Annotated in this window: 18 protein-coding genes; 9 read left to right on the top strand and 9 right to left on the bottom strand. The window is 32.8% G+C overall.

All coding sequences use genetic code 11. The features are described 5' to 3' along the window. Positions 1-359: 359 nt before the first annotated feature. Both BUC06_RS22880 and BUC06_RS22875 read right to left on the bottom strand, forming a co-directional pair. Positions 360-734, bottom strand: a complete 375-nt coding sequence (locus tag BUC06_RS22880; protein WP_073336902.1) for a hypothetical protein — start codon at positions 732-734, stop codon at positions 360-362. A 21-nt stretch (positions 735-755) separates the two neighbouring features. Beyond that, a complete protein-coding gene (locus BUC06_RS22875; protein WP_073336900.1) occupies positions 756-1,046 on the bottom strand; it encodes a hypothetical protein in 291 nt (96 codons plus the stop codon). 253 nt (positions 1,047-1,299) lie between these two features. On the opposite strand from BUC06_RS22875, the gene BUC06_RS22870 reads away from it, so the two are divergent. Together BUC06_RS22870 and BUC06_RS22865 are read left to right on the top strand one after the other, a co-directional pair. Beyond that, positions 1,300-2,100, top strand: a complete 801-nt coding sequence (locus tag BUC06_RS22870; RefSeq protein WP_073336898.1) for a thiol-activated cytolysin family protein — start codon at positions 1,300-1,302, stop codon at positions 2,098-2,100. Positions 2,101-2,109: 9 nt separating this feature from the next. After that, positions 2,110-2,709, top strand: coding sequence for a hypothetical protein (locus BUC06_RS22865; RefSeq protein WP_073336897.1), 600 nt, complete (start codon positions 2,110-2,112; stop codon positions 2,707-2,709). Positions 2,710-3,003: 294 nt separating this feature from the next. Here the strand turns inward: BUC06_RS22865 and BUC06_RS22860 are convergent, their stop codons facing one another. Continuing rightward, positions 3,004-3,414 (bottom strand): hypothetical protein, encoded by a 411-nt coding sequence (locus BUC06_RS22860; RefSeq protein WP_073336895.1) that lies wholly within the window; start codon positions 3,412-3,414, stop codon positions 3,004-3,006. Beyond that, positions 3,415-3,642 carry a hypothetical protein gene (locus tag BUC06_RS22855; RefSeq protein WP_073336893.1) on the bottom strand — a complete coding sequence of 76 codons (228 nt, stop codon included), beginning with the start codon at positions 3,640-3,642 and terminating at the stop codon, positions 3,415-3,417. A gap of 409 nt (positions 3,643-4,051) precedes the next feature. Between BUC06_RS22855 and BUC06_RS22850 the strand changes: the two genes are divergently transcribed. Both BUC06_RS22850 and BUC06_RS22845 read left to right on the top strand, forming a co-directional pair. Then, positions 4,052-4,531 carry a PA2169 family four-helix-bundle protein gene (locus BUC06_RS22850; protein WP_228423888.1) on the top strand — a complete coding sequence of 160 codons (480 nt, stop codon included), beginning with the start codon at positions 4,052-4,054 and terminating at the stop codon, positions 4,529-4,531. Between the two features lie 302 nt (positions 4,532-4,833). Continuing rightward, positions 4,834-5,352 carry a hypothetical protein gene (locus BUC06_RS22845; RefSeq protein WP_073336891.1) on the top strand — a complete coding sequence of 173 codons (519 nt, stop codon included), beginning with the start codon at positions 4,834-4,836 and terminating at the stop codon, positions 5,350-5,352. 254 nt (positions 5,353-5,606) lie between these two features. On the opposite strand, the gene BUC06_RS22840 is transcribed toward BUC06_RS22845, so the two are convergent. From BUC06_RS22840 to BUC06_RS22830, 3 genes are all read right to left on the bottom strand, one after another. Further along, on the bottom strand, positions 5,607-6,899 hold the full coding sequence (locus tag BUC06_RS22840) for an IS91 family transposase (RefSeq protein ID WP_228423886.1): 1,293 nt from the start codon (positions 6,897-6,899) through the stop codon (positions 5,607-5,609). After that, positions 6,884-7,765: a tyrosine-type recombinase/integrase gene (locus tag BUC06_RS22835; protein ID WP_228423884.1), complete on the bottom strand. Its 882-nt coding sequence runs from the start codon at positions 7,763-7,765 to the stop codon at positions 6,884-6,886. Before BUC06_RS22835 ends, BUC06_RS22840 begins: the two co-directional genes overlap by 16 nt. A 416-nt stretch (positions 7,766-8,181) precedes the next feature. Next, complete coding sequence (locus tag BUC06_RS22830; protein WP_228423882.1) at positions 8,182-8,475, bottom strand: transposase; 294 nt, start codon at positions 8,473-8,475, stop codon at positions 8,182-8,184. Here BUC06_RS22830 and BUC06_RS23670 point away from each other — a divergent pair. After that, positions 8,404-8,652, top strand: coding sequence for a hypothetical protein (locus BUC06_RS23670; RefSeq protein ID WP_139263424.1), 249 nt, complete (start codon positions 8,404-8,406; stop codon positions 8,650-8,652). The genes BUC06_RS22830 and BUC06_RS23670 overlap by 72 nt on opposite strands. A 375-nt stretch (positions 8,653-9,027) precedes the next feature. Here BUC06_RS23670 and BUC06_RS22825 read toward each other — a convergent pair whose 3' ends face one another. Beyond that, a complete protein-coding gene (locus tag BUC06_RS22825; protein ID WP_139263423.1) occupies positions 9,028-9,231 on the bottom strand; it encodes a hypothetical protein in 204 nt (67 codons plus the stop codon). 320 nt (positions 9,232-9,551) lie between these two features. Beyond that, entirely contained in the window at positions 9,552-9,824 is a 273-nt protein-coding gene (locus BUC06_RS22820; protein ID WP_073336887.1) for a hypothetical protein, read from the bottom strand. A 258-nt stretch (positions 9,825-10,082) separates the two neighbouring features. Between BUC06_RS22820 and BUC06_RS22815 the strand changes: the two genes are divergently transcribed. The 4 genes from BUC06_RS22815 (at position 10,083) to BUC06_RS22795 (ending at position 13,182) form a co-directional block, all read left to right on the top strand. Then, on the top strand, positions 10,083-10,418 hold the full coding sequence (locus BUC06_RS22815) for a YtxH domain-containing protein (RefSeq protein WP_073336885.1): 336 nt from the start codon (positions 10,083-10,085) through the stop codon (positions 10,416-10,418). A 74-nt stretch (positions 10,419-10,492) separates the two neighbouring features. Then, positions 10,493-10,798, top strand: a complete 306-nt coding sequence (locus BUC06_RS22810) for a phage holin family protein (RefSeq protein WP_073336883.1) — start codon at positions 10,493-10,495, stop codon at positions 10,796-10,798. A gap of 123 nt (positions 10,799-10,921) precedes the next feature. Beyond that, the gene (locus BUC06_RS22805) at positions 10,922-11,887 is read left to right on the top strand and encodes a YihY/virulence factor BrkB family protein (RefSeq protein WP_073336881.1); all 966 of its coding nucleotides are present in this window, start codon (positions 10,922-10,924) and stop codon (positions 11,885-11,887) included. A gap of 120 nt (positions 11,888-12,007) precedes the next feature. Then, positions 12,008-13,182 (top strand): IS3 family transposase gene (locus BUC06_RS22795; RefSeq protein ID WP_228423880.1). Its coding sequence is split into 2 segments (ribosomal slippage): positions 12,008-12,275 and positions 12,275-13,182, totalling 1,176 coding nucleotides; the frame shifts between segments, so codons are not numbered across the junction. Positions 13,183-13,488 lie beyond the last annotated feature (306 nt).

The following is a 13,488-nucleotide window of genomic DNA, read 5'->3' as shown; positions in this document are numbered from 1 at the left end:
TCATATTCTAAAGAATTTCTTTTTCATCAGATAAGTCACTTGATTGATTGTGAATTATAGTTAATCTTGACGGTGACTCACGGACTTTATGTAGTATTTTACGTGTGGAACATTATTCCTCATATATAAATAAAAGTCATATTTCCATTGAATAGTTGCTGTGATTTTTCATGTAATTTTACTATGATTTCTCTAATAATAAAATTGATCCTTTTTCAGTGCAAATTTAACAGTAAAAGATTCATTGAGATTGGGAATACCTTGTAGATACTTCGCTTTTGTCACGAAAGGATTTAGCTTTCTGAAAAATAATAGTGGTTCTGAGTTCACAGTAAATTTAGTTTTTCATGGTGTAAAAATTAATTATTTTTATAATTCGTTTGTTTGTCCACAGTTTGATGTATAGAATCAAGAGACTTTTGAGATACCTGTGTGACAATGTTTTTTCGGTCTTCATCTAAAACCCGAAAGCTTATGATTATCCGGCGTGCCATCTCGCCATTAAAATCTTCTGCATCAATTTGTTTTGATATATAACTTTTGTAACCTTTATAATAGGCCTCATCTACATTTTTGGCAGTAATTTCCTCTGATAAACTTTGGTAATCGTCACCCATCATATCTGACCAGGTATTTTGCTGGACCTCGATGGTGTATTTTTTAGGGAGATTAGGTTTGTTGCAGGAGAATAGAAACCCGAACAGCAAGGCATAGAATAAAATAAAATTTTTCACGGTTTGAAATTTTAAAATTGATTAATCCATAATGTCATTAAAATTATCAAGGTCTTCCTGATCGAGCCAGTATTTATCTGTGATGGGTATTGTTTTAGCTGTTCCGTCCATGTAAATTATATTCACAGACAATAATTTCAGTGTTTCAATAACATCTGTCAACCAAACATTATCGAACGACCATTTTCCTGTTCCAAGACTTTCGACGGGACCAATTCCTTTCCTGCTAACATTTGCGCCCACTCTATCATCTACAGGATTTTTACCGAAGAAATTAAACGTTATATATTTTATCGTTTTTTGAGATTGCAAATGCAGTATTATTTATCTTTTAATTTCGAAAAATAATGGTTTGCTATATTAACACTTCCAGAGATTACTAGACCTCTTATAATTGACCAGAACAATATTTCGTTTAATTTACTTGCCGTGTAATTAGTATCATCATAGAAGTTAATTTCCATTAGAAATATAATTACCGTTATTATAAGCGCACCTAATAAAATTTTTTCTATTCTTCGTGAGTCCATATTATAAGTTTATTTACTATTCCTGAGCTAATGTATTGGTTAATGATACAAATATTGATACCGGTGGTGTTGAACCTGTATATGTTAGTTCTATTTCTTACGGAAGAATGGGAGTTCTCTCTATTGAAACTAATGAATTGACAGAGACAGCACGTACAATCCTGAATGAAAGTTTCAGCAAACTTTTCGTTAATGGTGAAAGTACTTTGACTCAGGAAGAAAGAAACTTCCTTGATGGTGCAGATTTTAATCTATATTTAATCGGTGGTAATGGTGTGACGGCTGTCCAGTCTTTCCAGGGGTATCAATCATTTGTAAATCATGTAGCTAAAGGAACATTTTCTAAAAGTCAGCCTGGAGTGCCAATTTTTTGTTCTTACTCATATCTGAATGATAACTCACAGGTAAAAACAACATTTAAGTATGATATTAGAAAAACACCTGTTTATGTACGAATGGTTCACGATAATATAGTTAGTAGCGGACGCAATAAAAATGTAGATCTCAGATTAAACTTCTACTCAAGCCGCAGCCAAACTAATATGATTGCTCCCCCAAGTATTAAGTTTGTCATTGAGAAAAAATTAAAAAAAGGAGTTAAAGGTGGAGGGCCTACATCTAATAGCTGGAATTACACAGAAACCACAGAACAGATTACCCTTCAAAACGCAGGGTTAAATACTGGCATGAGCATTCCGAATCAACCTCTTACGAGAGTGGAGGGTGTTTGTGTACCTAGAGGAAGATTTCCTTGTGAATTTGTTTCAAATTATACTGAGAATTATACGTATAGACTTCTTCCAAGCAATAACAATACATTTATTATAATTGACTAATTTTGTGTCATGAAATTATTTACATACATAATTCTTGCAGCATTAACATGTATTGCATGCGAAAATGAGGGTCAGGTCGAAACTACAACCACTACACCAGTATCTTCCACAAAATACAGCATGAATTTTAAAACTTATACTGTAAACAATGTAAATCTATTTAAAGGTCCATCTGGAAATTCGATAACTGCTGATGAAAGCTATATTCAAAATTACTGGTCACTTTATAAGGAGTCTTCTTGGAAAAAAGTAGAACTTGATCTTGAAAATATGACTGTAAAACTCGTCGCTGATAATGCGTCTGATTTGAAATATAACATCTCAATTAAGCAAGATTCTGTCTTTATCAAAGAAAATAGCAATACTGAATATTTTGGAAATTTTGATAAATCGACATCATCTTTAAAACTAAAAAGAGTTTTTAAATATATAAAAAAGGCTCCGGCAGATAGCTCTCAAGCATTGTTTATTTCAAAAACAACAGGTTTTGGAATTGCTAATTACAATAATATTTTTCCGTCATCCACTTTTAGTGGTCCGGGAAATATGACAAACAGCGGAGATGAAGTGTTTTGGGCTAATATAACGTATAATTATAGTTCAAACTAAATACAATTGTTCAGTCATAAATAGGTTTTGATTATTAACAAAAAACCGTTCTCGATTGAGAACGGTTTTATTTTGTAAGAAAGATTTTTCTGATTAAAATAGCTATGTGAATTCAATAAGCTTACTCTATTCATTTTTTTTAAATTTCAGTTTATGTTAATTGACATACCTAAAGATTTTGTATGAGGAAAATTAAAGTAAATGAAAAAAAATTTTCTATTTTGCTATCGTTTTTTGAGACTAGCACTTAATCCGTGATTTTTATACTTTTTTAAATTTCTTGATATACAACAATTACCACTTTTGTCGAATATTTTTTTCAAGAAATCTTTTTTTTACTAGTTTTTTCTTTCCATCTATTGTTAAATATTTCTTTGTCCAAATACAATCTTTATTATTATATTTATACTCATAATTTAAAACAGAAGGTTTAAACAAATATCCTCTAATTGACTCTCCTGTTTCTTCTTCTTTTTGCTCTGTTATATTTGAACATTTGTCGTAACTGTATTCAATAATATGTCTATATCTATTTTTAACATCTGTTCCAATTGTCTTTTTTAAAAGTCCATTTTTATTATAGAAATATTGTGTCAAAAACAGCGTTTCAAAACTTCTTTTTTCAGTTAACTGTTTCTTTTCATTGTAGAAATAATTAAACTCTCCATCATTGTAGATATTCTTTGTTGAATCTTTAATATTCATCTAGTTTTCATTAAAAAATATTGTTTTTGTTAGTAAATTATTAGTGAAAATTTTAATATTTTTTATTTTTCCATCCTCTAAAAAAAATTCTGTTTTTGAATTATTTTCAAAATTCGTTTCTATAACTTTCTTATATTTTTTCCAGTTTGAATTTTTTTCAAGTTCCAAATCTTGAGAAAAACATAAAGTAGAAAATAAAACTATGATAATTGTGCTTAATATCTTCATTTACATCCGCAATTTTAGGTGAAATGTGATTCGTATTCACGTATTTCGCAAATCCAAACAATATGCAAATTCGTAATACCAATTATTTGCTAAAATACTTAAAATCTAGTATTTATATAAATGTTTATTTTTCCATGGGAGACCTATACCATTGCATTAGCATTCAGTATCTGGATTGAAATTGATATCTACCTTGAGCTTGCCGTCTGAATTCTAATTGGTAATAACTTGAGGAGAAAGTAGCGAACGCTTATTAATTAACCGGACGGAGACTTTAATTGAAGAATAAATATTTTTTTATACACTGCTTCAACTCATATTTACTATGTAAAAAAGATTGTGCTATTTCTTTATTTAAGAAAACTTTAGCATTTGATCTGGTACCACATGGTACGGTCATTGTAAATACATGAGTACACTAACAAAAAATATTATTATGGACAACAGTAAAACAGTATCAACACTGAATGATTTATTAAACATTACAAATGACAGAATCCAAGGATTTGCTAAGGTAGAAGAAAAAGTATGGGACTCATACAGCGGACTAAAAAATGATTATGACCAGATGGTACGTGAATCTCAAACGATGAAATCGGATCTGATGGGATTAATTAACGAAAGAGGAGGTAATCCGGATGACAGCTCAACAACTGCAGGAGCATTGCACAGAACATGGATCGATATCAAAAATTCTTTTGGAGGTGATCATGCAGAATCTACTTTGGAGAATGTTGTTTTTGGTGAAAAAGCTGCAATTGATGCTTATCAGGAAGCTTTGCAAAGCGGAGATTTATGTCCGCAAAGTACAGTTGTAGTAGCTGATCAACTGGTTAAATTGAGAGCTTCTTACGCTAAATTCGAAACTCTGGAAAGAATTACGGAATAATTTACTTTATTGATACATTAAAAAACTCCTAAAATTACTTTTTTAGGAGTTTTTTTAATTTTAATGATCGATAAAAAGAACCGGACTATCATCCTGAATATTCTGTTCTAAACTCGTAAAAATCATCTGATTGCGGGCGACCCCAATAATATGCTGCATCACTAAAGATACGAATTTAATCTCCCACAATTGAAATGTTTTTGCTACTTTTGAAAGTAATTAACGGAGGTTTTTTCACAGACTGACGTTAGCGGTCATTGTAAAAAAAGACGACATAAATTAATAAATTATAATACAACAAAATGACAAAACAAACAATTTTAGCATTAGTCATTTCAGTAGCATTAGCAAGTTGCAAAGAATCTACAAAAACTAATGTAAATGAACAATCTGTTACAAAGACAGAAGATGTAAAAGAACAGCCAAAAGCTACTAAATCTGTAATTGACTATTCTGGCGATTATGTTACAGAAGAATACAGCAGAAGAAAAGAAGGCTTCGACTGGCTCGTGGTGAGTGCAAAAAAACTTACCGATAGTACCATGCACTTGAGTGTTCGTGCAAGAGCAGACAAGAAAGAAGGCACCTGTTCATTTGAAGGTAATGGTACGAAAATAAGCGTAGGAGTTTACAAAGCCACTGATGGTGCTAATACCGTACTATTTACATTCAAAGACAATAAAGTAACGATTGGTGGAGAAGGTAAAGCTGATGATGTTTCTACCCTGCATTGGTTTTGCTCTGGAGGTGCAAGTTTGGCAGATTATACCTTTACAAAAATAAGTGAGCCTTTAGATGAAGCACAGTTGGTAAGCAAGTAAACCATAAAAAAATGAAAAACAACGAACCGCTAATAGCTAAGTTTTCGTTGCGTGCGAAGCACGAACAATGAAAACCCTGTTGAACGGAAGCTTCGGGAGCTTTTTTCAGCATTATGGGTTTACCGACGAAGGATTTTAAAGATATACAGGAGACTTTCAGAAAGGTCTCTTTTTTTGTGGGTGAATTTGATGGTTTTTCTTGGTTTTATCGTGTTTTCCTTCACTTTTAGGCATAAATACCCTTACCCAAAATGCTAGATTTTTGGCTTTTCAAAGTTTTGGCTCATCTCCAAAAACCAAAGGGGCGGACCGCGCAAATCGAACGTTGCAATCGTTACCAAATTCCCAACTTTGCAGCAACTACATTTCGGCTGAAAAGTTTTGGGTGGAAATTTTCCTTTGGGCTGAATGCCTAAATTCTGTTGCAGATTTTTTAGCTTCATTCGTTTCCATGTGCTGCTGAGAAAACCGTAATGGCGGATTTTCACAAATCTTTTCGGCAAAATATGCATCGCAAAACGGCGGATAAACTCCTCATGGCTCAAAACCATCTGCTTTTTGATGCCTTTTTGGCGGTAATCTTTGTACTCCAACGTTACATTTTCCGCATCAACTTTCCTGATTCTCTGGTTGCTGATCGCGATTTTGTGCGTATATCTTCCCAAATATTCCACCACAGATTTCGGGCTGCCAAAGGGTTTTTTAGCGAAAACTACCCAAGGTTTTTCCCAAAGTTTTTGTCTGAGTTTTTCATAAGTTTCTGCTTCATTTTTTCGGTTTTCAAATTGATTTTCATCATTTTCCGTCTGATTTTTATTACATTTTAATGATAACCGAACCTTCAGCTTCTCACAAAATTTAGCCCTGAAAACTTTGCTCAAAGCCTTTACAGGAAACAAAAAATTACCGTCGCTTCTGATGTTTTTCCAAACTCCGTTTTCATCCACGCCGCCACCCGGAACGATGCAGTGCAAATGCGGATGCAGACTCAGATTCTGTCCCCAAGTATGCAAAATAGCGATCATTCCCATTTTTAAACCTCGATTTTCACCAAAGGTTTGCAGCGTTTCCCAAGCCGATTCAAATAAAATATCATACAACATTTTCGGAGCATGAAGTGCGGTTTTGTTCAGCACTTCCGGAACGGTAAAAACCACGTGAAAATAAGGCACTGGAAGCAGTTCGGTTTCCCGGTTTTCAATCCATTTTTCGCGGTTTTTGCCCTGACATTTCGGGCAGTGCCGGTTTCGGCAGGAGTTGTAGCTGATGCTGATATTTCCGCATTCGTCACAAGCGTCAATATGACCGCCCAAAGCCGATGTACGGCACTTTTTTAACGCAAATAAAGTTCTTAATTGCCAGGAATTTAATCCTAAATTTTCTAGTTTTGAACCTAAAATATTCAACACATCTGCGACTTCGTATCGAGGTTGAGATTCAGGTTGAGCAGACTGTATTTTTGAGATTTCTAAACGTTGATTTTCATTAAATTTAAAGCTTGAATTTTGGCTTTTAACAAATTCAAAACCAACTACTTCGCTCTGCATTCCTCAAACAAAGTATCCAGTGGAGAGAAGAGTTTTTGGGTAGAAAGTTGGGCGATTTGAAGGTAAACGAGGGTCGTTTCGATGTTTTCGTGGCCGAGGAGATTTTTGATGCTCACAATGTTCATCCCATCCTCCAAAAGATGCGTCGCAAAACTGTGCCGAAGCGTATGAACACTCACTTCTTTCAATATTTTTGCCGTTTTTGAAGCCTGTTTCACCGCCCATTGTACGCCACGTTGCGAATATCTTGAATCGAATTCTCCACCTGCACGATTTGCTCGAGGTTCTCCAAAGAGAAAATCTTCCGGTTTTTCCGCTTCAATATATTTTTTCAAACCCCGAATCAAATGTTCCGACAAAGGCAAATAGCGGTCTTTTTTGCCTTTTCCCTGAACCACTTTCAGCTGTTTTCGGTAAAAATCCAAATCGCATAAACGGAGATTTCTGACCTCCAGACAGCGCAATCCGTAACCGTAAAGCAACCCGATTAAGATTTTATGTTTTAAAAGTTTACAGCATGACAACATCTGCCAAACCTCCTGTTTACTGAGCACAACAGGCAGTTTTTTCTCTTTTTTAATTTCCGGAAGACTTAGATAATCGTAGCTCAAACCTTCCGATTTCAACAGAAACCGAAGTCCGTAAACCGTGTGTTTAAAATACGATTGCGAGGGTGATCTTGATTTTTTCTGAAGGTAAAAAAGGTAATCGTGGATCTGCTCAGGATCCAATTCTGTCGGGATTTTCCCGAAATGCAGCGACACCGCCGCGACGTGTCTGGAGTAATTATTGAACGTGCTCTGACTGCGTCCCAACACCGAAACCGTACGTTCAAAACGGCTTAAAAGTTCTGTAAAACCAGGCACTTCGCGCTTTGCCTGATTGATGATTTTGTTTTCTCTGAGCTCGTCTAAACTCTTTTTTTTGTAGCCATTCTATTGATTTTTTAATTAACTTTACAAAGTAACTGATTTATGCGATTGGGAAAGCTACCGAAGGTTTAGTTCAACATAATATTTGCAAAAGGCGGGGTTGAATATATAATAGAAAGACCCGATGCATTTAGTCGCAATTTGCTTTTCATATTACTTTTTTGTAATTTGGTAATCTGAAAAAGCAATTTGCTTCGTTCGGTCGAAATTGAACTTTTCAGTCCAATTTTAGCCCGCCCTTCGCAAATACTTCTTCCGTCAGGCTGTGAAAAAACCCCAATCCACCTCTCAAAACACGATAAATGGCACGCTCCTGAAGACTAATAAGCGCTTTTAATGAACCCCATTTTTCATGCTGCTAATTTCTCCCGGAAATTTTGCTTGCTCATTATCGCCTTAAAACAAGTCACTTTTAACAAAAACAAGACTTTCATTTTGTAAGGTGACTTCCAAGTCTTGAGTTTAGCAATTAAATCTGCAACTCCCAGAATATTCATCGCTCGCTTGATGTTGTAAACCAGCATTATTAAACTGTGTTCACCATTGACCTTATCCAATCCCGTTAAATTCGTATGATTGTAACCCCACTGCCGCTTGATAGTGCCGAAGATATGCTCGTTGATTTCTTGTCGCTTTCGGTACAACTGCCCATTTTCCCGATAACGCTTATGGGCGTTGAATTTGAGGTGGATAAAATGATATTGGATATTATTGAATGGGATAAAATGGAAGATTCCTTTAAAAATTTTTCTAAAATTTCATTAGATATAAAAGATGTTATAGAAATTTTAGAAAAAAGGATCGCACAATTGGAATTGTAACAGAAGATTATCTACAAGTATTTCGCAAAAGATTCGAAAATTATGTTTTTTAGAAATTTCTACCTTCATAGATTGTTTAAAAAAATTGGGAGCAACAAAAATGACAATATTTTAAAATCTCAGACAATTGCTAGTATTTTGCAAATAAATAATGATCTTTTTACATAGCATACTACAGCTTTAATTTTTCGTATAATTATGTAAAAATAAACTAAAAAATATAAGGAAGTACTGATTCATAATAATTTATATTTGTGTAGTGGAATACTATAACATTCCATTACACAAATATTATATAGAAGGGTTAAAACTATAATTGTTTTAACCCTTTAATTTTACTTCTAAACTATTCGCATGATCCTCCGTAGATAACTGTCACTTTTTCAATAACTCCTCATTACTTGATGAATCCAGTGAGGTACTTACCATTTTTTTCCAAATTTCCCCTTTTACAGATTTCAGATCCATCTCTAGAGAAATTGCTGCCCATAGCATCTCTTCTTTAGAAATTTCATTTTTGTGCGGGAAAGTCACTTGACATAATTTTTTCAACATTTCGCTCAAATCTTCTTTTTCCAAATTGCTTAGAATGGGAAAATCTTCTGTGTTCAGATGAAGTAGTACCATTTACCACATTATTTAACTTAACAAAATTAATAATTTTTAATAGTTATATATAATCGTTTTTAAAAATTCGTTTGGATTCTGCCTATACTTTTAATAGTCTGATAGCAGACGCATGTGTTTTATTTTTTATACTCGTAATAATAGATCTACATATAAACGAATTGAATAAATGAACCTATCCACATTTATGATTTGAACGTCAAATATTATTAAATAGAATCTATTCTTGGTATTATAATCCTTAAATCTAAATAACAACAGTAATCTTGCCTTTAGATAATTCCATCTTCTTGACCACCTATAGCACTAATTAAAATTTGCTCAGCTTCAGAAAAAAATATATTAATTGAGATTTCAAAACCATTCTGCATAAAAAAAGTCACATGACCATCACTATTATGACTTAAAAACACAACATTGTTAACGTTTAATATAACGGGTTTTCCTAATACTTTTGCGCCTTCAAGAGAATTAGGTCTTTTAATATTTATTATTGATGTCTGTTTAACATAAATAATCCCTGTACTCGTACATTTCAACTTCATAAGATTCACTTAATATTTACGATAAAACAAAGTACGGATAAATATCCTAAGTCAGGAAATATGAAATCAATTTTTTAGAGAATAGACAGTAAAACTAGTTTTCACCATGTATGATAAAAACACATCTGCGGAAGGAATGTGATCTTGTACAGCCAATTCATTTATAATCTATTATATATTTTGTTTTAATAATTGAACGAAAACTATTGGTATACAACTTGTATATTTAACTTTGACTTCTAACTTTAAAAACCTATCATGTCAACAAAAGAAAAAAATTCAGCGAGCATACTAGCAAGTATATTAACAGGTCTATTAACAGGTGTTGTTTTCGGGATAATATATGCTCCGGATAAAGGTACTGAAACCAGAAAAAAAATTAAAACAAAAATCAATGATGTTAAAGATGAAGCCACGAATAAATATCTTGACATGTCAGAAAAAGTGAAAGATCAATATGATACAGTTTCATCAATTGTTAACAATGTTGGAAATAGCGTAAAGGATAACTTTGATAAATACAAAGATCAAATAGTCTCTACAACTACTGAAGTTATTAAGGATGTTGAAATCAAATTAAACGAATTGAAATAATTCATGAAAACTTTACTAATATATAAAAGGGTTCTTTTCATAGAAAGTACCCTTTTATATTTATAAACATTACAATGATAGATAGTTTGATGGAATATGTTTTCAAGCGTATTGAGTTATTGAAAATTGAAATAATAGAAAAATTTTCCCTTTCAGCAGGAACAATTGCATATCTCTCAATATTACTTTTTACTCTTGTTTTTTGTATCATCCTTTTTAATTTTGGGATTGCCTTTTTTATAGGCAAACTAATTAATAATTTCTCATATGGATTTTTAATTGTTGCTGGATTCTATTTGTTGTTAATTATGATAACAATTGTCTTAAAAAGACGGATTATAAATTTTGTAGCAAATAAAATCATCAAATTTTTAAGTTAATAAGCTCTCGGGTACAACATATAATTAAACGAGTCAAAAAAGATTATTGTAGTAGGTATAGAATTTGAAAATGATTAAAGATCAGTGCAATCGCAAATCAAATTTATCTGTGTTAAAAAATAGATTATGAAAAAACTAAATAATTTCTGGGATATACTTAAAGCAACATACAAAGATTGGAGTGCAAGAGATCTAGGCACAGAAGCAGCTAGTCTAGCATACAGCGCTATTTTTTCTATTCCTGGGCTTCTAATTATCATTATTTGGATTACCGGAATTTTTTTCGGCGCGGAGGCAGTACAGGGCGAAATAACAAAACTTATCGGCAGTATGATGGGTAAAGATGTTGGCAAGAGCCTTGAGGAAATGGTAATTGGAGGAATGGTGGATAAAAAAAATGTTATCATGAAAATTGTTGGGATTGTTACCCTGATCTTTGGTGCAACCTCATTATTTTTTCAATTTCAAAAATCTCTTAACAAGCTTTGGGATGTAGTTGCTGCTCCAAAAAAAGCATGGGAAAAATACCTTCTTGACCGTGCTAACTCTTTAGGAATGATCGTTGTTATTGCATTTCTTCTACTAATTACTTTGCTTTTAAGTTCTTTTATCGGTCTAGCAAATGATTGGGTCATACGTCGATTTGGACTAGAGACTCTTGTCATCATTAACATCATAAATATTGTTGTCGGCTTTATAGTTACTTTCTTCCTTTTTGCAGCGATGTTTAAAATTTTGCCAGATGTACAGATAAAATGGAAATCTGTTTGGGTGGGAGCAATTGTAACAGCCATTCTTTTTACTCTTGGAAAATATATTTTGACTTTCTATTTTAATACTTTCAATCCAAGTTCTTCCTTTGGTACAGCAGGAACTATTATATTACTATTACTTTGGATCAATTATACCTGTCAGCTTATTTTCTTCGGTGCAGAATTTACGAAAGTTTATACAAAAAAGATGGGATATGAACTTAAGCCATCTAAACACGCAAAATGGAGTCCTCAGATAGTGCCCGCTGAAGAAGCTAAAGAAATGGTAGCGGGTGCTGAGCCTTTACATAATACTACAAAGGAAACAATGATTTAGTTTACATATCATTATAGTAATGTGGAATAACTATATATTGAAGAATCTAAAAACAGATGTAACTGGATGTACTAATTTAGCGTCCAGTAAAAGTTAAGCATAAAACCTTAATTTTAACTTATGAAACGAGAGCGAAAAATTTATGATCCTGCTTTAAAGACCAAGGCCGTTCAACTGAGCAATGAGCGGACTAATATCTCAGAACTCGCACGTGAACTGGGAATCGCAGTCACACTACTTTATAAATGGCGCAAAGAGTATGAAGAATTTGGGGAAGGCAGTTTCCCGGGCAATGGAAATTTAAAACTAACACCCGACCAGGAAAAGATTCATGAACTTGAAAAAAAGCTGAAAGATGCAGAGTTAGAACGTGATATATTAAAAAAAGCGATCGGCATCTTCTCCAAGAGCGGTCGATGAAATATAAATTCATAAAAAATAATGAATCTATTTTCCTGATTGAAAAGATGTGTACTGTTTTAAGATTAAGTTCCAGCGGTTATTATAAATGGAAAAGCAGACCCTTAAGCAAGAAATTGCTTTTGAAAGAAAAAATAAAACAGCAAATAACTTCGATTTATTTCTCATCCAAACAACGCTATGGAAGCCCTAGGATTACTTTTGAATTGAATTCTTTAGGCTATAAAATCTCTAGAATAACTGTTGGTAAATATATGAAAGAGCTTGGCTTGAGAAGTAGATTAAGCAGGAAATTTAAAGTAACTACAAACTCTAAACACAATTATCTGGTGGTAGAAAATGTGTTGGACAGGAATTTTATTGCAGAGAAACCTGCGCAAGTTTGGGTTTCTGATATCACTTATATTCAGACCAAAGAAGGATTTTTATACCTGACAACGATAATTGATTTATACGACCGAAAAGTAATCGGATGGAGTTTGAGTAATGGAATGAGCACCGAAGAGACAAGCCTTGCAGCCTGGAAAATGGCTGTCAAAAATCGGAAAATAATAAATGGATTAATTTTTCACAGCGACAGAGGCGTTCAATATGCAAGTAAAAAATTTGCGAATACTATTGAATTTTATGGTGTTACAAGAAGTATGAGCCGCAGAGGAAATTGTTGGGATAATGCAGTAGCAGAAAGTTTTTTCAAATCATTAAAGACAGAACTCATCTATGGCAACAACCTTGTTACAAAAGAAAAAATGGGGCTGGAAATTTTCGAATACATTGAAGTCTGGTACAACAAAAAAAGACGCCATAGCACCCTGAAGTACAAAACAATAGAAGAATTTAACAATCAAAATAAAATTTATCAAAATGTAGCTTAACTGATACTGGAATTTTTATTTGCATATCCACTTTACACTTTTAGGATCATCGTCTACCTGCTGAAAATCATAAACTACATCTAAAAGTTTTTCCATTAAAAATATTTATTACAAAAATATGATATTATAACTAGAAAATATTCTTATAGCTTATATTAATATGTTATTTTACGATTTGTCCTATACAAATTAATTTATTGTTTTTATTTTTTATCGTTTTGTGAGACTAATTTTAAATTTTGTCTAAATTTTCGATATATATTATATTTATGCTGTAACAATATACTTATTCACCAGTCTGAAATT

This window comes from Chryseobacterium carnipullorum (assembly GCF_900142785.1).
In the GTDB taxonomy this organism is placed as follows: Bacteria; Bacteroidota; Bacteroidia; order Flavobacteriales; family Weeksellaceae; genus Chryseobacterium; species Chryseobacterium carnipullorum.
Note: the sequence above shows the minus strand (reverse complement) of the source record. Positions and strands in the feature narration are given on the sequence as shown.